Origin of the sequence: Mycobacterium sp. RTGN4 (assembly GCF_033804635.1) — a bacterium.
Taxonomy (GTDB): Bacteria; Actinomycetota; Actinomycetes; order Mycobacteriales; family Mycobacteriaceae; genus Mycobacterium.
The window spans coordinates 1-20,182 of record NZ_JAPZLB010000014.1; the positions used below are offsets into that span (position 1 = coordinate 1).

Here is a 20,182-nt window from a genome sequence, read left to right on the forward strand (position 1 = left end):
TAGCGCGCCAGTAGACAACACCAAACCCACCCGGTAGACCTACACCGAGGCCCACCGGGTGGCGGAATTACGTGACGGACACCCCGGGGGAATTACGCGACGGTCGACACCTGACATGCGTTACCGCAGTAGATCTTCTGACTGCGTTTCGAAAGCGGTGACCCACAGCCGCGACACTGTCTCACGCGGACGACGCTACGACTGGCCACCGACAAGAAGTCGTCGCCGAATCGAGCCGAAGTTGGAGCCTCCTATCGGGATTGAACCGATGACATCTCGTTTACAAGACGAGTGCTCTACCACTGAGCTAAGGAGGCCTGCGGCCTGACAGCTTATCGGCTCACTCGTCGACGTCGTAAACCCGCTGCGACGTCACCGGACGCGTCGGTGTCCGCCCACGGGGCCGCCTGCCGGGGAACGGAATCCGGTCGGCGATGTTGCTCAACGGATTGACCACCGCGCTGAGCGTGATGACCGCTTCCCTGAGTGTCTCGATGGTGGGGGCGAGCGCCTCCAGCCCTGGCGCCAGTCGATTGAGGGTGTCAGCAACGTCCGCCAATTGCTCGAGCGGTCCGTTGCGCGCGGTGAGCTTCTCCACAAGGCCGCCCTCGGCGAGCAACCGGTCGGCCAGCCCGTCCTCGGCCAGCAGACGCTCGACCAGGCCATCCTCGTCGAGTAACTGATCGACGAGTCCGCCCGGTTCGATGGCGCGCATCAGCCCGCCGTCCTCCTCGGTCAAACGGTCGAGCACACCACCAGGGGCGGTCAGCCGATCGACCAGACCACCTGGACGCAGTAGCCGGTCGAGCGCGCCGTCGGGTGCAAGCGCGCGGCCCAACGGCTGATCCTCGTCGATCAGCCGTGCCACTCGGTTGGCGCGCACCATGGCGTCGTCGATGCCCAACAGGTGGGCGACGGACCCTGGACCTGCGCCGGAGTCGGTGTCACCCAGCGTGCGCTGAGCCATTCCCAGTGCTCCGGTGGCCACGTTCAAGCCGACGTCGGCGACGGCAAGACCGATGCGCGCCGGGGCGGTCGCTAGGTCGACCAAGGCTTTGCCGAGATTCATCCACCCAGTGTATGGCGCTCGTCACACATCCTCGTGGTCTTGCTGTGCCGCCACTCAGCTGTGATGCTCCTGTGAATAACTCACAGGAAGCTCACAGCCCTCCCGCAGCGCTATTCCAAGTGAATGGGAGGAGATTAGCTGTCATGGCTATGGCTGCACTGCCCGAGAGCGTCCCAGAGGCGCGCGTCCTGGTGGTCGACGACGAAACCAACATCGTCGAACTGCTTTCGGTGAGCTTGAAATTTCAGGGGTTCGAGGTGCACACCGCCTCCAACGGCCCTGCCGCGCTCGACAAGGCGCGCGAGATCAAGCCCGACGCCGTGATCCTCGACGTCATGATGCCGGGGATGGACGGGTTCGGCGTGCTGCGCAGGCTGCGTGCCGACGGCATCGATGCGCCCGCCTTGTTCTTGACCGCGCGAGACACGTTGCAGGACAAGATCACTGGGCTGACGCTCGGCGGCGATGACTACGTGACCAAGCCATTCAGCCTCGAAGAGGTGGTGGCGCGGCTGCGGGTGATCCTGCGCCGCACCGGCCGAGGTGTCGAGGAGCCCCGCACTGCGAAGCTGACGTTTGCCGACATCGAACTCGACGAGGACACCCACGAGGTGTGGAAGGCCGGCGAACCGGTTTCGCTGTCGCCGACCGAATTCACGTTGCTGCGGTACTTCATCATCAACGCAGGCACTGTGCTTTCGAAGCCGAAGATCCTCGACCACGTGTGGCGTTACGACTTCGGCGGCGACGTCAATGTCGTCGAGTCCTACGTGTCCTACCTGCGGCGCAAGATCGACACCGGAGAGAAGCGACTGCTTCACACGCTGCGCGGCGTAGGTTACGTTCTGCGCGAGCCACGGTAGTTTTCGCGAAGTTCGCGAACAATAGGGGTATGGCGAGTACTCGTGGCCGGGGCATACCCCTGCGGGTCGGGCTGGTGGCCGCGACCCTCGTGTTGGTTGCGTGCGGCCTGCTCGCCTCGGGTGTCGCCGTCACCTCGATTCTGCGGCACAGCCTGATCAACCGCGTCGACCAGACGTTGCTCGATGCGTCGCGCGGCTGGGCGCAGGCACCGCGCCGCATGCCGTCCACGCCAGTCGAGGGGCCCAACCCCGCGCGGCCGCCGTCGAACTTCTACGTCCGAGGGATCGACCCGGATGGCCGCATCTGGATGGCCGTCAACGACCGTGAGGCAGAGCCGGCACTGCCAGACGACAACGACGTCGGCCCCGTGCCGGTGACCGTCGGGTCCGTCGACCATTCCGATGTCCAGTGGCGTGCGATGACGGTGCGCGGTGTGCGGGGCGAGCTGACGACCGTGGCGATCGACCTGTCCGACGTGTCGTCGACGGTGCGCGCGCTGGTGTGGTCACAGGTCGGGATCGGCGTCGCGGTGTTGTTGGTGATCGGCGTCGCCGGCTTCGCAGTAGTGCATCGGAGCCTGCGGCCGCTCGTCGAAGTCGAGCAGACTGCGGCCGCGATTGCGGGCGGTGAGCTCGACCGACGGATCCCGCAGCGCGACTCCCGAACCGAGGTGGGTCGGCTTTCGTTGGCGCTCAACGGCATGCTTGCCCAAATCCAGCGTGCGGTCGCCTCGTCGGAGGCATCGGCTGAACACGCCCGCACATCCGAGGACCGCATGCGGCGCTTCATCACCGACGCCAGCCACGAGTTGCGCACCCCGCTGACCACCATCCGCGGATTCGCCGAGTTGTACCGACAAGGCGCCGCACGCGACGTCGAAATGCTGATGAACCGCATCGAGAGCGAATCGCGGCGCATGGGCCTGCTCGTCGAGGACCTACTGCTGCTGGCGCGGCTCGACGCGCAAAGGCCGCTGGAACGGCATCGGGTCGACCTGCTCGCGCTGGCCAGCGACGCCGTCCACGACGCGCAGTCGATCGCGCCGAAGCGTTCGATAACCATGGAGGTGTTCGACGGCCCCGGCACCCCGGAAGTGCTCGGGGACGAGGCCCGGTTGCGGCAGGTGATGGGCAATCTGGTGGCCAATGCCGTGCAACACACCCCCGAGACGGCAGGCATCGCGGTCCGGGTGGGCACCAGGGAGGACGACGCCATCCTCGAGGTCTGCGACCAGGGCCCCGGCATGAGCCAAGACGACGCACACCGCGTCTTCGAGCGCTTCTACCGTGCCGACTCCTCGCGGGCCCGCGCCAGCGGAGGCACCGGCCTGGGCCTGTCGATCGTCGACTCGCTGGTGTTCGCGCACGGCGGCACCGTCAGCGTGACGACGGCTCCGGGGGAGGGGTGCCGGTTCACCGTGCACTTGCCGCGCATCGCCGAAGTGCACGCGCCTGAAGTACCGGCGTCGGTCAATTCGTAATCAATCCAGTTGAGCCAGTGCGGCTTTGATCTTTGCCTGCGCCTCGTCGAGGGATTCCGGCGACGGATTGCGGTCGACGTTCGCGAAGCCGAAGTCGGACAGGTTGCGGGCGGGGAACACGTGCACGTGTAGATGCGGCACCTCGAGTCCGGCGATGATGAGGCCGGACCGCTCCGTGTCGAAGGCCTTGGAGACAGCCTTGCCGATGCGTTGCGAGACCGCCATCACCCGTGCGAACACCGCGGGGTCGACGTCCTGCCAGTTGTCGAGCTCCGCTCGCGGCACCACCAGGGTGTGGCCCTGCGTCATCGGCTCGATCGTCAGGAAGGCGACCACCTCGTCGTCCTCGTAGACGAACCGGCCGGGGATTTGGCGGTTGATGATCATCGTGAACACGGAGGCCATGGAACCGAGCATGCCAGATGGCGCTAACAGCACGTTCCCAGCGCCGGGGCAGATCCGTAGCAGCTAGCTCGGCGACGGTAGACGCCATGACCGAACTGGCGATTTCCAGCCCGGCCCGCGTTGACGGGTGCGCCGGCGTCGCCACGCGCCAATACGTCTTGGACATCGTCATCCCGGTGTACAACGAAGAGCGCGACCTTCCAGGCAGCGTTCGACGACTCCATGAGTTCCTCGCCGCCGAAGTGCCGTATCCGGCGCGAATCACGGTGGCCGACAACGCCAGTACGGACGGCACGCTGGAGGTTGCACGGCGGCTCGCTGACGAGCTCTCCGACGTCGAGGTCATCCACCTGCCCAACAAGGGCCGCGGCGGCGCACTGCAGACGGCGTGGACGACGTCGCCGGCGGCCGTCGTGGCGTACATGGACGTCGATCTCTCGACCGACCTGACCGCGTTGATGCCGCTGGTGGCGCCGTTGATCTCAGGGCACTCCGACGTCGCCATCGGGTCGAGGTTGTCGGCGTCCTCACGGGTGGTGCGCGGGCCCAAGCGTGAATTCGTCTCGCGCAGTTACAACTTGATCCTGCGCGGGTTCCTCGGCGCCCAGTTTTCCGACGCGCAGTGCGGATTCAAGGCCATGCGAGCCGACGTCGCACGACAGTTGTTGCCATTGGTCGCCGACACGGGCTGGTTCTTCGACACCGAGTTGTTGGTGATCGCCGAACGTGCGGGGCTGCGCATCCACGAAGTCCCCGTCGACTGGATCGACGATCCGGACTCGCGCGTCGACGTGGTGGCGACGGCCATCGAAGATCTGAAGGGGTGCTGGCGGGTGGGTCGTGCGCTCGCGACGGGAGCCCTGCCGCTGCGCGAACTGCAGGCGAGCCTCGGTCGTGAGCCACTGGTGCCAGGCGTGCCGCCTGGAATGGTCGGCCAGCTGGTGCGTTTCGGCATCGTGGGCGTCGTCAGCACCATCGCCTACGCGCTGCTCTATCTGCTGTTGCACCCGATGATCGGGGCGCAGGCCGCAAACCTCATCGCGCTGCTGCTCACCGCCATTGCGAATACTGCGGCCAACCGCGCGTTCACCTTTGGCGTGCGTGGGCGCACCGGAGTGGCGCGACATCAGTTGCACGGGCTGCTGGTGTTCGCGTTCGGGTTGGCCATCACCAGCGGCTCGCTGTTCGCGTTGCACCGCTATGACCCAACGGTGAGCAAGGAGTTCGAACTGTCGGTGCTCGTCGTCGCCAACCTGGTCGCCACGTTGGTCAGGTTCATTGCGCTGCGGCGGGTTTTCGGAGTCGGCCGCCGCTAGCGCGGTGGTGGCGGATCCATATCTCCGAGACGGATGTCGCGGACGATTCGCTTCGTAGCGCGGTTCTGATCCGCGACGTCCACGTAGGGTTGGCGCGTGGACTTGCTGCTAGGAATCGACCTCGGCACCGGGAGCACGAAGGGCGTCCTCGTCGACCGAACCGGTGTGGTGCTGGCCTCACAAGCGATCGCCCACTCGATGGAGCTGCCGCGGCCCGGTTGGGCCGAGGTGGACGCCGAGGGCTTGTGGTGGCGTGAGGTGTGCTCGATCAGCGCCGCGCTGACGGCGAAGATGCCCGCGGGCGCATCGCTGGCCGGGATGTGCGTCAGTGGCGTTGGACCCTGCCTCGTCTTGTGTGATGACGACCTGCGGCCACTGCGTGCGGCGATCCTCTACGGCGTCGACACACGGGCCGCCGCCGAGATCGACTCGCTGACCACAGAACTCGGCGAGCAGAACATTCTGGACCGCGCAGGCACGTTGCTGTCGAGTCAAGCCGTCGGCCCGAAGCTGGAGTGGGTGCGCCGCCACGAACCCGACGTCTTCGACAGGGCCACCGGCTGGTACGGCTCGAACTCCTATATCGGCGCCAAGCTGACTGGTGAATACGTGATGGATCACCACACTGCCAGCCAGTGCGCTCCCCTGTATGCGATACGCGAGTTCGAGTGGAATCAGCAATGGGCGCAACGGATTTGCCGACACCTGCCGCTGCCGCGACTGGTATGGCCCGGTGACGTGATCGGCTCCGTCACCGCGGCGGCAGCCGAGGCGACCGGGGTGCCCGTTGGCACTCCGGTGGCAGCAGGCACCGTCGACGCCTACTCCGAGGCGTTCTCGGTCGGCGTGCGCCGGCCGGGGGATCAGATGCTGATGTACGGCTCGACGATGTTCTTGGTGCAGGTCATCGACCAGTTTCACAGCGACCCGGCGTTGTGGACCACGGCGGGTGTCGAACGGGACAGCCTGGCGCTGGCGGCCGGCACGTCTACGGCGGGCGGCCTGATCTCGTGGTTGCAAAACGTCACCGGCGGAGCGTCGTTGGACGAACTGACGGCTGAGGCGCAGAGCGTGCCGCCCGGTAGCGAAGGACTTCTGATCCTGCCGTACCTGGCAGGCGAGCGAACCCCCGTGTTCGACCCGCACGCGCGGGGCATCGTCGCAGGCCTGACCTTGCGGCACGGACGCGGACATCTCGTTCGGGCGGCCTACGAAGGGATTTCGTTCGGCATCCGACAAATTCTCGAGCGCTTCGACGACGCCCACAGCGCCAGTAGGACCGTGGCCGTCGGAGGTGGCCTGCACAGTCCCGTCTGGGCACAGGCGGTCAGCGACATCACCGGGCGGCCGCAACTCGTTCCCGAACAGGCTATCGGCGCCAGCTACGGCGATGCACTGCTTGCCGCGATCGGGGTCGGGTTGGTGCCGCCCGACACGGATTGGACCAAGATCGCTCGCGAAATCATCCCAAACCCGCGCACCTGCGACCTGTATGAGAACTTGTACGCGACGTGGTGTCAGCTGTACCCGGCGACGCGCGATCAGATGCACGCGCTCGCCGAAAGCGAACCCGCGTGGCGTCAGCCCATCGTGTAGCCGCCATCGACGGGAATGTCGACGCCGTTGATCATCGCTGCCGCGTCCGACGCCAGCCACACCACCGCATCCGACACCTCCTGCGGAACGGCGAAGCGCCCCAGCGGGATTCGAGCGAGCATCGGCGCAGCCTTCTCTCGCTCGCCCCAGACCCGTTGGCCCATCTCGGTGAGGACCACCGTGGGGCACACCGAGTTAGCGCGAATGCCGTACCGACCAAGCTCGCGCGCGAGCACCTTGGTCGCCATCACCAGCCCCGCCTTCGATACGCAGTACGCGTAGTGGTCGGGTAGCGGTGCAAGTGCCGCCGCCGACGCCACCGTGACGATGGAGCCGCCGGTGCCTTGGGCGACCATGACGGCGCCGACGGCCGACGCCAGTAGCGCGGGGGCCCGCAAGTTCACGGCGATCGTCTGGTCGAACAACGCCGGATCGGTCTCCAGCACCGGCTGCGGATGCGAGATGCCTGCGTTGTTCACCAGTACGTCGAGGCCGCCGAACGCCTCGGCTGCGAGCCGGGCGAGCTGGTCGGGACCATCCGCGCGTGCGAGATCAACTGCGGCGGTGTGTACTTCGCCACCGAACTCGGACATCAATGCGGCCTTGGCGGCGGCCAACTCACCCTCGTCGCGACCGCTGAGCACCACCTTGGCGCCGGCCGATGCAAACGCTCGTGCGATATCCGCCCCAATGCCCTTGGAGGCACCGGTGATCAGGGCGCGCTTGCCGTCGAGTCGCAGTGCGCCCGCGTAGCGGGGTTCCGCCATCGTCGTCACGATCTCCCTTTCGTGGTCTCGTCACCCTTTCCAAGGCTGGCGAGGATCGCCGTCGCGGTGGCCGGATCCGTGACCAGTTGGTTGAAATAGCCACCGCGCGCGCCGGCGACGATCGACTCGATCTTCTCGTGGCCGACCGCGACCGCGATCGTCACCGGGACGTGGCGCAACGCCTCGAGTTCCAAGGCGATCAGCCGCTCGCGTCCGTCGAAGTCGACTTCGTCACCAGCCCTGTCGTAGAACCGAGAGCACACGTCACCCACCGCCGAGCGCAGTGACGTCGAATCCGTTGGCACGAAACGCGGGATGTCCGACCGCATCAAAGGTGGCGCACCGACGCCCATCAACGCGCAGCGCGCCCGCGGCCAGAGGTGCAGAACACGTTGAATGCTCGGATCCTTCAGTAGCGACGGATAGAGGTCGGGTCCAGGCAGCGCCGGAGCGAACAGGTAGTTCGGCCGACCACCCACCCGGTTGGCGACCAATCGGGTGATCTCGTTGGTCTGGTACCACTCCTCGGGCTGGTCGTTGCCGCCGACGGTCGGCGCCACGAGCACGCCGGGAAGCGAGCTGAGCTCGTACTGCGCCACTTCGTAGACGGTGCGACCAGACGACACCAGCAGTACGTCGCCAGGCAACAGCCCGGCCGCCGACAGCGCGCGACCGACGGCCGGGGCCAGGGTGCCGCCCATCACGTCCACGACCGTCCGACCGGCGCCGGGGTTGGGCAGCGAATGGCTGAGGAACACCGTGGTCAGAGATAGCGCACGAGCAAGCCGGTCGGTCAGATCGCTGGTAGCTACCTCGTCAGGCGGCACCACCTCGATGCGCACGATGCCGCGCCGTTTGGCCTCGGCGAGCAGCCGACTCACCGTCGCCCTACTGGTGCCCAGCCGTGCCGCGACGTCGGCCTGGGTGGCGTCCTCGGTGTAGTAGAGCTTCGCCGCCGTGTACAGCAACGACGCAGGGAACGGGCCCGCGTCGGCCTCCGGCGCGACGCCGTCGACGCCGTTCGGTTCTCCTGGCTGTGCTGACGCTGGCACGTGACGAGTATGGCACCGCACATCTGTGCGGGGTGGATTTTCACTGAACAATTGTTCTGGACATTTGTGCACCAGTTGTTTTACTGTGATCGGAACCACATCGGCAGCGCGCTGTGACGGCCGGTTCACCGACATCGAAGGAGCTCAGATGGCCGACCAAGTCCCGGAGAAGATGCAAGCCGTGGTCTGCCACGGACCGCACGACTACCGACTCGAAGAGGTCGCGGTTCCCGAGCGCAAGCCAGGCGAGGCGCTCATCCGTGTGGAGGCCGTCGGCATCTGCGCAAGCGACTTGAAGTGCTACCACGGCGCGGCCAAGTTCTGGGGTGACGCGAACCGTCCCGCATGGGCCGAGACGATGGTCATCCCCGGCCACGAATTCGTCGGGCGCGTAGTCGAACTCGACGACGCGGCCGCATGTCGATGGGGTATCGCCGTCGGCGACCGCGTGGTATCCGAGCAGATCGTGCCCTGTTGGGAGTGCCGATTCTGTAAGCGGGGTCAGTACCACATGTGTCAGCCACACGATCTCTACGGCTTCAAGCGGCGCACACCGGGCGCGATGGCCAGTTACATGACCTATCCGGTGGAAGCGTTGGTGCACAAGGTCTCCGGCGACATCCCGCCCGCACATGCGGCGTTCGCCGAGCCGCTGTCCTGCTCGCTGCACGCCGTCGAGCGCGGCCAGATCACCTTCGAAGACGTCGTCGTGGTGGCGGGCTGCGGACCCATCGGACTTGGAATGGTCGCAGGCGCACGTGCGAAGAACCCGATGCACGTCATCGCGCTGGACATGGCACCGGAGAAGCTCGAACTGGCGAAGGCGTGTGGCGCCGACATCACGATCAACATCGCCGAGCAGGATGCCGTCAGCCTGATCAAGGAACTCACCGACGGTTACGGTGCCGACGTCTACCTGGAGGGCACCGGCCATCCTTCCGCGGTTCCCCAGGGGCTCAACCTCTTACGCAAGCTCGGCCGCTACGTCGAGTACGGCGTCTTCGGCAGCGACACGTCCGTCGACTGGAGCATCATCAGCGACGACAAGGAGCTCGACGTGCTTGGCGCTCACCTCGGTCCCTACTGCTGGCCCGCGGCGATCAAGATGATCGAGTCCGGGGTGCTGCCGATGGACAAGATCTGCACACATCAGTTGCCGCTCAGCGAGTTTCAGAAGGGCCTCGACCTGGTCGCCAGCGGCCAAGAGTCGGTCAAGGTCTCGTTGATTCCGGCGTGATCAACCGCATCGAAGCGAAGGGCACGAGATGAGTCGAGAACTGTCACGGCGCAACATGCTGGCGGCCATGGGCCTGGCCGGCGCCGCCGCGGCGAGCCTGCCGATCCTGAGTGCCTGTGGCGTTGGCGGAAAGCCGAGCCTGCCCAACGGCGCGTCGGAGGTCAGAGGCGGTTTCGACTGGAAGAAGGCGTCGGGGTCCACCATCAACATCCTTCAGACGCCGCACCCGTACCAGCTGTCCTACCAACCGCTGCTGAAGGAATTCACGGAGCTCACCGGAATCACCGTCAACGTCGATCTGGTGCCCGAGGCCGACTACTTCACCAAGCTCAACACCGAACTCGCGGGCGGTTCCGGCAAGCACGATGCCTTCATGCTCGGCGCGTACTTCATCTGGCAGTACGGACCGCCAGGATGGATCGAGGACCTGAACCCGTGGCTGCAGAACACCGCTGCCACCAACGCCGAGTACGACTTCGAGGACATCTTCGAGGGGTTGCGCACCTCCACCCGCTGGGACTTCACGCTCGGCAACCCGCTGGGCACCGGCGGGCAGTGGGCGATCCCGTGGGGCTTTGAGAACAACGTCGTCGCCTACAACAAGCGGATCTTCGACGAGAAGGGCATCAAGAAACTCCCGGACAAGCTCGACGACTTCATTCAGCTGGCCGTCGACCTGACCGACCGCTCGCAGAACCGGTACGGCATCTCGACGCGCGGTTCCAAGTCCTGGGCAACCATCCACCCGGGCTTCATGACGCAGTACACGCGCGAGGGCGCCGTCGACTACACCTTCAACGGCACCGAACTGATCGCCGAGATGGACAGCGACAAGGCGATCGACTTCACCAAGAAGTGGATCGATATGCAGCACCAAGCGGGCCCTACCTCATGGACGACCTACGACTATCCCAACGCCACAGGTGATCTCGGCGATGGGAAGGCAATGATGGTCTTCGACGCCGACAGCGCCACCTATCCCAAGAACAAGCCGGGCGCGAGTAAGGAGGCAGGCAACCTCGCGTGGTACCCCGGCCCCGCCGGTCCCGACGGCAACTACAAGACCAATCTCTGGACGTGGAGTTGGGCGATGTCGGCGAATAGTCGCAACAAGCTTCCCGCGTGGTTGTTCATGCAATGGGCCACCGGCAAGGAGTCGATGAACAAGGCCGTCGAGGGCGGTACGTATGCCGACCCGGTGCGAAAGTCGGTGTTCGACACCACGTTCAAGCGTGTTGCCGCCGACCAGTTCGGCTACCTCCAGACGTTCGAGACCGTCATCGGATCCTCGCAGATCCAGTTCACCCCGCAGAAGAAGTTCTTCGACACCACGCAGAACTGGGCCGTGGCGCTGCAGGACATCTACGGCGGCGACGATGCGGCCTCCCGCCTGCGCAGCCTCGCCAAGACCAACACCTCCAAGGTCAACCTCTAGGAGCCCTGGCCCATGACCACTCAGACCCCCAAGGCTCCACCGGCGAACACGCCGGAGCAGCCTGCTGCAGTTCAGAAGCGGTCCATGCCCGAGGTGCCGACCTGGCGGCGCAAGCTGCGGCCGTACCTGTTGTCGATCCCCGCCCTGGTGATCGTCATCGGCATCCTCTACCCGTTCTTCGTCGGCGCCTACTACGCGTTCCTGAACTACGCGGCGGTCAACCCCCATCCGCACTTCGTCTGGTTTGACAACTTCAAGTCCGTGCTCGGCGACCAGGTCTTCTGGCAGAGCGTGAAGGTCACCGGCATCTTCGCCGTCGTGGCTACCGCGATCGAGACGACGCTCGGTGTCGGCCTGGCGCTGCTGCTGAACCGGTCGTCGATCATCGGCAAGATCTTCGAGAAGGTCCTGATCCTTCCGCTGATGATCGCGCCCGTCATCGCTGGCGTCATCTGGAAGCTGATGTTCAACCCCCAGTTCGGCATCCTCAATCACATGCTGGGCCTTGGCAATACCTTCGACTGGCTGTCGAGTGCTAATGCGCTGTTCTCGGTGATCCTGGTTGATCTGTGGATCTTCACCCCGTTCGTCGCGATCCTGGTGCTGGCAGGCATCAGGTCGCTGCCGAAGGAACCGTTCGAGGCCTCGGAGGTGGACGGCGCCAGTTGGTTCTACATGTTCCGAAAGTTGATGCTGCCGATGCTGTGGCCGTACATCCTGGTCGCCGTCATCTTCCGCTTCATGGACAACCTGAAGGTGTTCGACCACATCTACGTGCTGACCGCGGGCGGCCCAGGGGTGGCGACGCGCACGCTGCAGATCGGAGCGTTCGAGGACTCGATCATCAACCTCGACTACTCCCGAGGCAGCACCTACATGCTGCTGCTCTGGATCATCGTCTTCATCACCGCGCGCTACCTGGTGAGCGTGCTCGGCAAAGCGCAGCGTCGTGCTGCGGGAGCGGAGTCCTAAGAGCCATGGCACTTTTCAGCAGGCAAGAGCTCCTCCCCGGCCAGAAGCGGGTGTCCGCCGGAGCGGTCACTGCGGACGTCGGCGTGATCATCTGGTTCCTCTTCTCGCTGTTCCCGATCTTCTGGATGCTGATGCTGGCCCTGAAGAACGCCCAGGAGCAGACCACCACCTACTTCTCGTTCAGCCCCACATGGTCGAACTTCGCAACAGTGTTGTCCGACAAAGGCACTCAGATGACGAGCGTCGACTTCAAGACCGCCATGTTGACGAGCCTGCTCAACTGCGGCGGCGCCGTCATCGTGTCCCTGGTGATCGGCATCCCGGCGGCCTACGCGGCAGGGCGCTGGAAGTACAAAGGCAGCAACGACCTGATGTTCCAGATGTTGTCGTTCCGGTTCGCGCCGGAACTGATGGTGATCGTCCCGCTCTTCGTCATCTACAACCAGATCGGGCTCTTCGATACGAAGGTCGGGATGATCTGGGTGCTCCAGCTGGTGACGATGCCGCTGGTGGTCTGGATCCTGCGGTCGTACTTCGAGGACCTTCCCGAGGACCTCGAGCAGGCCGCGCTGCTTGACGGCTACACCCGCACGAGGGCGTTCGTCATGGTGGCGCTGCCGATCGTGCGGCCGGGCATCGCCGCTGCCGCGCTGCTGGCGTTCATCTTCGCCTGGAACAACTACGTGTTCCCGTTGATCCTGGCCGACAGCAATGCGGGCACGGTCACCGTCGCCATCACCAAGTTCCTCGGCGGCGGCGGTCAGGCCTACTACAACCTCACGGCCGCGGCAGCCCTCATCGCTGCGTTGCCACCACTCATCCTCGCGCTGACCATCCAGCGTTACCTGGTGCGAGGCCTGTCATTCGGGGCGGTGAAGGCCTGATGGCCGCAATCTCAGTCGAAGCACTGCGCAAGTCCTACGGTACGACTTCCAATAGAGTCACAGCGCTGGACGGCATCACCGTAGACATCACCGACAACGAGTTCTTCGTGATCCTCGGCCCGAGTGGCGCAGGCAAGACCACGACGCTCAAATCGATTGCGGGACTGGTCGACGTCGATGCCGGGTCGGTACACATCGGCGGAACCGACATGACCCTGGTCGAGCCCTACCACCGCAACGTGGCGATGGCGTTCGAGAGCTATGCGCTGTACCCACAGAAGACGGTCAGCGAGAACCTCGCGTCGCCGCTCAAGTCGGGCCGCACTGGCAAGTACTCCGAGCAGCAGCGCACCGAGCGCATCGATCAGGTGACCACCACGCTGGGAATCAACCACCTGCTCAAGCGTTTTCCGCGCGAGCTGTCAAACGGGCAGCGCCAACGCGTTGCGCTCGGCCGCGTGCTGGTGCGCCCTGCGGACGTCTACCTCCTCGACGAACCGCTTAGCCACCTCGACGCCAAACTGCGCGCCGCGATGCGCGCCGAACTCAAGCAACTGGGCGCGATGTCGAACACCACCACCATCTACGTCACCCACGATTATCAAGAGGCACTCGCCCTCGGCGATCGCATCGCCGTGATGAATCGTGGGAAGTTGGTGCAGATCGGCACACCGGAGGAGATCTGGCGCCAACCCGCGGACACCTTCGTCGCGCGCTCGCTCGGACAGCCGGAGATCAACCTCCTCGACGGTGTCGTCGACGACGGCCGGATCCGGCTCGCAGACGGCTCCCTAGACGTCGCGGTCCCGAGCGGCACCAGCGTCGACCGCGGAGACCGCGTGCGAGTGGGATTGCGGCCCTGCGATCTTCACGTGACCAGCGGTGAGGGTTCGCTCCGAGGCAAGGTGTTGCTCGCCGAGCGACTGGGCCGGAACATCGAGTTGACCGTGGACGTGGGCGGCGCGCAGCTGATCGCGTTGACCTCCGGCAGGCACGGTGTCGGCGAAGGCGACAACGTGACTATGAGGATCGCCGATTCAGACGTCCACGTCTTTGCATCGGGCGATGGAGACACCAATCGACTGGCGGGTTCAGCCGCCGATCGCGGCTCCCTGGAGGCAGCACAGTGACGGTGACAACCAAGCAGGCCCCCGCGACGGGAACTTCGGCTGCCGCGGCCCAGAGCCTGACGCTGACCGACCTCGTGAAGACGTACGCGTCGCGGGGCCGAGATTCCGTCACGGCGGTCAAGGGCATCAATCTGGCCATCGAACCAGGCGAGCTCGTTGCGCTGCTTGGCCCTTCGGGCTGCGGCAAGACGACCACGCTGCGGATGATCGCTGGGCTGGAGACGGTGACGAGCGGCTCGATCAAGATCGGCGACCGCGAGATCTCGCAACTTCCGGCAGCGAAACGGGGGATCGGCGTTGGCTTCGAGAGCTATGCGCTCTATCCGCCGCTGTCGGTCCGCGACAACCTGCTCTACGGGCTCAAGGCACGCAAGGTGAAGGGTGCCGAGGCGATGGTCGCATCGATCAGCGACCGCCTCGAGATGGACGACTTGCTCGACCTGCGGCCGGCCGGTCTTTCCAGTGGCCAGAAGCAGCGGGTGGCCCTTGCGAGGGCGCTGGTCCGCAACCCGCCGGTACTGCTGCTCGACGAGCCACTGAGCCATCTCGACGCGTCGGCTCGGCAGCGGGTTCGCCGCGAGTTGAAGGTGCTCCAGCGCGAATTCGGCTACACCACCATCGTCGTCACCCACGACCAGGTGGAGGCCCTGTCGCTTGCCGACCGGCTCGCGGTCATGGATGCCGGCATCGTCCAGCAGTTCGGCACCCCCGACGAGGTGTTCGACGACCCGGCGAATCTGTTCGTCGCAGGCTTCGTCGGCGAGCCGCAGATCAACGTGTTGCGTGGCACCGCCAAATCGGTCGGTGGGCGAGTGCGCGTCGAGATCGGCCCAGGGCAAGGCCAGCTGGAGACCAGTGTCACCAGTGTGATAGACGGGACCACGGTCATCGTCGGTATCCGCCCGCAGGACTGCGCACTGGCCAGCGACGGGGTTGGAATCCACACCACCGTGGCCTATTTCGAGCATCTCTTGGAATTCGGTCTGGCGACAAGCACGGTTGCCGGGTTGGAGGACGGAATCGTCGTTCAGACCCCTGCGCAGGAGAGCTACGAACCCGAGCAGAAGGTCGTCGTCACCGCGGCACCCGAACGGGTCTACCTGTTCGACGCCGACAGTGGAGCTCGGCTCCGATGACCAAGCTGTTCAACGACTCCGCCCGCTTCACCGAGGACATGCTCATGGGCTTCCTCGATGCCAACAAGCGCTACGTCGCAGGTGTCCCCGGGGGTGTCGTGCGTGCGCGGAAGACGCGGCCGGGCAAGGTGGCGGTCGTCACCGGTGGGGGCTCGGGCCACTACCCGGCCTTCTGTGGCATTGTCGGTGCCGGCTTCGCCGACGGAGCGGTCGTCGGCAACATCTTCACCTCACCGTCGGCCGAGGACGCAGCGTCGGTGGCGCGCGCCGCGCACAGCGATGCGGGTGTTCTGCTGACGACGGGCAACTACGCCGGTGACGTCATGAACTTCACCCTCGCCGTCAATCAGCTCCGTGGTGAAGGCATCGACGCGGAGTACTTCGCCGTCACCGACGACGTGGCGAGCGCCCAACGCGGCGAAGAAGCCAAACGCCGTGGAATCGCTGGTGACTTCACCGTCTTCAAGTGCGCCAGTGCGGCTGCCGAGGAGGGGCTGGACCTCGCGGCCGTGGTGCGGGTGGCCAACGCCGCCAACGATGCGACGCGTACCCTCGGCGTCGCTTTCGACGGTTGCACCATGCCTGGCGCCGACCACCCGCTGTTCACCGTGCCGGAGGGGCACATGGGATTGGGGTTGGGCATCCACGGCGAACCAGGCGTCGCCGACCACCCGATGCCGTCGGCCCACGATTTGGCCGTCACGCTCGTCGACGGGGTGTTGGCGGACAACCCCGATGTCGAATCACGCCGAATCGCAGTGATTTTGAATGGTCTCGGCCGCACCAAGTACGAGGAGCTCTTCGTCGTGTGGGGTACCGTCTCGGAGCTCCTGAAGGAGCGCGGCTACACGGTGGTCGAGCCCGAGGTAGGCGAGCTGGTCACGAGCCTCGACATGGCGGGATGCTCGCTCACCATCATGTGGTTGGACGACGAGCTCGAAAGATATTGGACTGCACCGACCGACACGCCCGCCTACCGCAAGGGCGCTGCCTCCGCCGTCGACGAAGGCGAGGTCCGTACGGACGCGGCCGCCGACGCGGAGTCGGACGCCCGACCGGCACGGGAGCTGTCCGATGACGACGGCCGACGATGCGGCGAGGCCGTCGCGCGTGCCGTCGCGGCACTGGCGGCCATGCTTGCCGACGCCGAGGACGAACTCGGTCGCATCGATGCGGTCGCGGGCGACGGTGATCACGGCCGCGGCATGGTCAAGGGTTCAAGCGCAGCGCGCGACGCGGCCGAGCGTGCCGTTGCGGAGGATGCGGGCCAAGGTTCGGTGCTCGCCGCAGCGGGGAAGGCGTGGGCCGCGAAGGCAGGCGGTACCTCTGGCGTGTTGTGGGGTGCGATGTTGTCGGCGATCGGGGCGCGACTCGGGGATACCGGCCGTCCCGATGCCGCGGCGGTTTCCACAGCAATGCGTGACGGCTACGAGGCGTTGGTTCAACTCGGTGGCGCCTCGCCTGGCGACAAGACGATGCTCGACTCGATGCTGCCGTTCGTCGAGGAATTGGAGCGGCGCGTCGGCGACGGCGAGCAGTGGCAGGACGCCTGGCGGTCTGCCGCCGGCGTCGCCACCGACGCGGCCCTGGGAACCGCCGACCTGAGGCCGAAGGTGGGCCGTGCGCGTCCGCTGGCGGAGCGCAGCGTCGGTACCCCCGACGCAGGTGCCACCTCGCTGGCGATGTGTGCCCACACCGTCGCGGAAAGCCTTGTCGCGAATGCCAAAGGAGACACATAGATGCCGAAGCTCAGGGTGGTCGTCGGCTCCGACGATGCCGGATACGAATACAAGGAAGCGCTCAAGGGCGACCTGCTCTCCGACGATCGCGTCGGTGAGGTCATCGACGTCGGCGTCGGCGCCGACGAGAACACGGCCTACCCGCATGTTGCGGTGGCCGCGGCGCGCATGGTGGCCGACGGTACGGCGGATCGCGCACTGTTGGTGTGCGGCACGGGTTTGGGCGTCGCGATAAGCGCCAACAAGGTGCCAGGTGTCCGCGCCGTGACCGCTCACGACAGCTTCTCCGTCGAGCGGTCGGTGCTGTCGAACAACGCACAAGTGCTGTGCTTCGGCCAGCGCGTCATCGGCCTCGAACTAGCCAGGCGGCTCGCCCGCGATTGGGTGGGATACGAGTTCGATCCGCAGAGCGCCTCGGCGGGCAAGGTCGATGCCATCGGTGATTACGAGCCGGCCACGCGCACCACTGGAGAATGACGGTGACCGACGCGCTGCTCGAATGTAGAGACATCACAAAAGGTTTCGGTGGCGTACCGGTACTTGAAGGCGTCACCCTTCGCCTCGAACCGGGGACAGTGACGGCGCTGGCCGGAGAGAACGGGGCAGGCAAGTCCACGTTGATGAAGATCATCAGCGGGCAGTACAGCGCCGACGGGGGCACCGTCTCGGTGAGCGGCAACCCTCTGACACCCGGGAATCCCCGCGATGCCGTCCGCCACGGGGTGGCCATCGTTCCCCAGGAGCTGGCTTCCATCGAGGATATGACGGTCTACGAAAACCTCTTCGTCGGAAGGGAACTGCGCCGCGGACCATTTCTGAACCGGCGCGCGATGATTGCCGAGGCTCGCGAGACGTTGGGGTTGTTCGACGTCGTGATCTCGCCGACCGCACGGATGGGCAGCCTCCCCGTCGGGCTTCGGCAGATCGTCGAGATCGTCAAGGCCGCCCGCACTGGCGCGCGCGTCGTGATGCTCGACGAGCCCACGTCGGCAATCTCCGAACGCGAGATCGAAGGGCTGTACGGCATCGTGCGCCGCCTGCGTGACCATGGGGTGGCGATGGTCTACACCACGCACAAAATGGCCGAGATCCGGGCCATCGCCGACAGGGTGGTGGTGCTGCGCGACGGTGGACTGATCCTGGACAGCCCGATCGCTGACGTATCGGACGACGAGATCGTCACCGCGATGATCGGCCGTGAACTCGGCACGCTGTTCCCGCAGCGCCCGCGACCAGGCACCGACACCGTCCTCGAGGTGCGTGAGTTGCATGTCCAGGGCGCGGAGCGCCCGGTCTCGTTCTCTGTGCGCGCCGGCGAGATCGTCGGCCTGGCCGGACTGGTCGGCGCGGGCCGAACCGAACTGCTCGAGTCGATCTTCGGGGCCCACACCACGATCGCAGGCGGCGTCACGGTGCGCGGACGGCTGGTCAAGCGAAATCAGCCCGCCGCGGCGATCAGCGCGGGAATGGCGATGGTGCCAGAAGATCGCAAACTCTCCGGCGTGGTGCTGTCGATGAGCGTGCTGGACAACGGATCACTTCCACGCCTATCCACTTTCTCCTTTGCCGGTTGGTTACGGGGGAAGACGCGCACGAAGGCGGTCTCCGACGTGATGTCGTCGGTGCGACTGCGTAGCCGCGGGCTCGGTCAAGAAGTCGGCACGCTCTCCGGCGGCAATCAGCAGAAGGTGGTGTTGGCGCGGTGGTTGATCGGCGAAGTCAACGTGCTGCTTCTGGATGAACCCACCCGCGGGGTCGACGTCGGCGCCCGCAGCGAGATCTACCGCATCGTTGCCGATTTCGCGGCGCAAGGAATGGCGGTGGTGATGGCGTCCTCGGACATGCTCGAGATCGTCGGACTGTCCCACCGGGCCTTCGTCATGCGCCGCGGCGCGTTCGTCGGCGAACTCGATCGCGACGCACTCGACCATCCAGAGGTTCAGGAGTCTGTCTTCCGCCTTGCCACCGCGCTCGATGCCAAGACGGCAGAGCCCACAGAAGAGAAGGCCTCGTGACCGCAGAACTCACCGAAAGCGATCGGCCAGCAGAGGCGAGTCACATCGTCGCGTCACCGGTCTCCGGCGAACCGGTCAAGCTGTTCTCTAGGCAATGGATCTCGGCCATCCTCCTGCGCTATTCCATGGTGATCGTCGTCCTGCTCGTCATCGCGTACTTCAGTTACCGCAGTGCGCGTTTTGCCACACCTGACAACCTCATCACCATCCTGGTGGCAGCAGCCCCATTCGCACTGATCGCGCTCGGTCAGACGCTGGTCATCCTGACCGGCGGCATCGACCTCTCAGTCGGCAGCGTGATCGCCGTGTCGGCCATGGCGGGCGCCGCCACCGCCAAGTCCAATCCCGGCCAGGTGTGGATGACCGTCCTGGTGGCCATGATTGTCGGGCTGGGAGTGGGGGCGGTGAACGGAATCCTGGTGTCGCGCATCAATGTTCCACCGTTCATCGCGACGTTGGGCACCCTCACCGCAGGCTCTGGCCTGGCCTACGTGATTGGAGGCGGCGCGCCCATCAACGGGCTGCCCGCGGAGTTCGGTTCCATCGCCAACACCAAGATGCTCGGCTTGCAGATTCCGGTGCTGCTGATGATCGCAGGCATCATCGCGCTGGCTGTCATCATGAAGCGCACCACCTACGGTTTGCGCGTCTACGCCGTCGGCGGCAACCGCAACGCCGCCGAGATCGCAGGCATCAACGCAAAGAACGTGCTGTTCAGCGTCTACGCGATTTCGGGTCTGCTCGCCGGTATCTCCGGGGTGATGCTCGCATCACGCGTCATCTCGGGGCCGCCGAATCTGGGTCAGGGATACGAACTCGACGCCATCGCGGCCGTCGTCATCGGTGGCGCAAGTCTCATGGGTGGCCGCGGAAGCATATGGGGAACCGCGTTGGGCCTCTTCATGATCATGACGTTGAACAACGGCCTCGACATCCTCGTGGTGCCCGCGTACTGGCAGGACGTCATCAAGGGAGTGCTCATCGTCGCGGCGGTCGCCGTCGACGTGTGGTCCACCAGGAGGCGGACCTGACCGCGGAGGAACGGTCCGGTGCCGCAGAAGTATTCAGATTTCCCACCAGAAAGA

Annotated in this window: 18 protein-coding genes, 1 tRNA gene and 1 pseudogene; 14 read left to right on the forward strand and 6 right to left on the reverse strand. The window is 65.5% G+C overall.

Annotated features, from left to right (window positions below; all coding sequences use genetic code 11):
• Positions 1-104 precede the first annotated feature (104 nt).
• From SLQ30_RS25115 to SLQ30_RS25125, 3 genes and pseudogenes are all read right to left on the reverse strand, one after another.
• A pseudogene (locus SLQ30_RS25115) lies at positions 105-185 on the reverse strand (HNH endonuclease); the annotation flags it as partial.
• Positions 186-242: 57 nt separating this feature from the next.
• Positions 243-317, reverse strand: a tRNA-Thr gene (locus SLQ30_RS25120).
• A gap of 23 nt (positions 318-340) precedes the next feature.
• The gene (locus tag SLQ30_RS25125) at positions 341-1,069 is read right to left on the reverse strand and encodes a hypothetical protein (RefSeq protein ID WP_319449677.1); all 729 of its coding nucleotides are present in this window, start codon (positions 1,067-1,069) and stop codon (positions 341-343) included.
• A gap of 143 nt (positions 1,070-1,212) precedes the next feature.
• On the opposite strand from SLQ30_RS25125, the gene SLQ30_RS25130 reads away from it, so the two are divergent.
• Positions 1,213-1,932 carry a response regulator transcription factor gene (locus SLQ30_RS25130; protein ID WP_319449676.1) on the forward strand — a complete coding sequence of 240 codons (720 nt, stop codon included), beginning with the start codon at positions 1,213-1,215 and terminating at the stop codon, positions 1,930-1,932.
• A 29-nt stretch (positions 1,933-1,961) separates the two neighbouring features.
• Positions 1,962-3,413, forward strand: a complete 1,452-nt coding sequence (locus SLQ30_RS25135) for a HAMP domain-containing sensor histidine kinase (protein WP_319449675.1) — start codon at positions 1,962-1,964, stop codon at positions 3,411-3,413.
• On the opposite strand, the gene SLQ30_RS25140 is transcribed toward SLQ30_RS25135, so the two are convergent.
• Positions 3,414-3,818 carry an HIT family protein gene (locus tag SLQ30_RS25140; protein WP_319449674.1) on the reverse strand — a complete coding sequence of 135 codons (405 nt, stop codon included), beginning with the start codon at positions 3,816-3,818 and terminating at the stop codon, positions 3,414-3,416.
• A gap of 86 nt (positions 3,819-3,904) precedes the next feature.
• Between SLQ30_RS25140 and SLQ30_RS25145 the strand changes: the two genes are divergently transcribed.
• The gene (locus tag SLQ30_RS25145; protein WP_319449673.1) at positions 3,905-5,134 is read left to right on the forward strand and encodes a bifunctional glycosyltransferase family 2/GtrA family protein; all 1,230 of its coding nucleotides are present in this window, start codon (positions 3,905-3,907) and stop codon (positions 5,132-5,134) included.
• Positions 5,135-5,230: 96 nt separating this feature from the next.
• The gene (locus SLQ30_RS25150; RefSeq protein WP_319449672.1) at positions 5,231-6,730 is read left to right on the forward strand and encodes an FGGY-family carbohydrate kinase; all 1,500 of its coding nucleotides are present in this window, start codon (positions 5,231-5,233) and stop codon (positions 6,728-6,730) included.
• On the opposite strand, the gene SLQ30_RS25155 is transcribed toward SLQ30_RS25150, so the two are convergent.
• Entirely contained in the window at positions 6,715-7,497 is a 783-nt protein-coding gene (locus SLQ30_RS25155) for a glucose 1-dehydrogenase (protein WP_319449671.1), read from the reverse strand. The genes SLQ30_RS25150 and SLQ30_RS25155 overlap by 16 nt on opposite strands.
• Positions 7,498-7,502: 5 nt before the next feature.
• Positions 7,503-8,549 carry a sugar-binding transcriptional regulator gene (locus SLQ30_RS25160; RefSeq protein WP_319449670.1) on the reverse strand — a complete coding sequence of 349 codons (1,047 nt, stop codon included), beginning with the start codon at positions 8,547-8,549 and terminating at the stop codon, positions 7,503-7,505.
• A gap of 148 nt (positions 8,550-8,697) precedes the next feature.
• Between SLQ30_RS25160 and eltD the strand changes: the two genes are divergently transcribed.
• From eltD to SLQ30_RS25210, 10 genes are read left to right on the forward strand one after another with little or no spacing between them, the layout of a single operon-like run.
• Positions 8,698-9,786, forward strand: coding sequence for an erythritol/L-threitol dehyrogenase (eltD, locus tag SLQ30_RS25165; RefSeq protein ID WP_319449669.1), 1,089 nt, complete (start codon positions 8,698-8,700; stop codon positions 9,784-9,786).
• A gap of 28 nt (positions 9,787-9,814) precedes the next feature.
• Positions 9,815-11,221, forward strand: a complete 1,407-nt coding sequence (locus SLQ30_RS25170) for an extracellular solute-binding protein (RefSeq protein WP_319449668.1) — start codon at positions 9,815-9,817, stop codon at positions 11,219-11,221.
• Between the two features lie 12 nt (positions 11,222-11,233).
• Complete coding sequence (locus tag SLQ30_RS25175; RefSeq protein WP_319449667.1) at positions 11,234-12,193, forward strand: sugar ABC transporter permease; 960 nt, start codon at positions 11,234-11,236, stop codon at positions 12,191-12,193.
• A 5-nt stretch (positions 12,194-12,198) separates the two neighbouring features.
• The gene (locus tag SLQ30_RS25180) at positions 12,199-13,077 is read left to right on the forward strand and encodes a carbohydrate ABC transporter permease (RefSeq protein WP_319449666.1); all 879 of its coding nucleotides are present in this window, start codon (positions 12,199-12,201) and stop codon (positions 13,075-13,077) included.
• Positions 13,077-14,207: an ABC transporter ATP-binding protein gene (locus tag SLQ30_RS25185; RefSeq protein ID WP_319449665.1), complete on the forward strand. Its 1,131-nt coding sequence runs from the start codon at positions 13,077-13,079 to the stop codon at positions 14,205-14,207. Before SLQ30_RS25180 ends, SLQ30_RS25185 begins: the two co-directional genes overlap by 1 nt.
• On the forward strand, positions 14,204-15,343 hold the full coding sequence (locus SLQ30_RS25190; protein WP_319449664.1) for an ABC transporter ATP-binding protein: 1,140 nt from the start codon (positions 14,204-14,206) through the stop codon (positions 15,341-15,343). The genes SLQ30_RS25185 and SLQ30_RS25190 overlap by 4 nt, the downstream gene beginning before the upstream one ends.
• On the forward strand, positions 15,340-17,082 hold the full coding sequence (locus SLQ30_RS25195; RefSeq protein WP_319449663.1) for a dihydroxyacetone kinase family protein: 1,743 nt from the start codon (positions 15,340-15,342) through the stop codon (positions 17,080-17,082). The genes SLQ30_RS25190 and SLQ30_RS25195 overlap by 4 nt, the downstream gene beginning before the upstream one ends.
• Positions 17,083-17,559 (forward strand): ribose-5-phosphate isomerase, encoded by a 477-nt coding sequence (locus tag SLQ30_RS25200; RefSeq protein ID WP_319449662.1) that lies wholly within the window; start codon positions 17,083-17,085, stop codon positions 17,557-17,559.
• A complete protein-coding gene (locus SLQ30_RS25205; RefSeq protein ID WP_319449661.1) occupies positions 17,556-19,097 on the forward strand; it encodes a sugar ABC transporter ATP-binding protein in 1,542 nt (513 codons plus the stop codon). The genes SLQ30_RS25200 and SLQ30_RS25205 overlap by 4 nt, the downstream gene beginning before the upstream one ends.
• Positions 19,094-20,128, forward strand: a complete 1,035-nt coding sequence (locus tag SLQ30_RS25210) for an ABC transporter permease (RefSeq protein WP_319449660.1) — start codon at positions 19,094-19,096, stop codon at positions 20,126-20,128. The genes SLQ30_RS25205 and SLQ30_RS25210 overlap by 4 nt, the downstream gene beginning before the upstream one ends.
• Positions 20,129-20,182 lie beyond the last annotated feature (54 nt).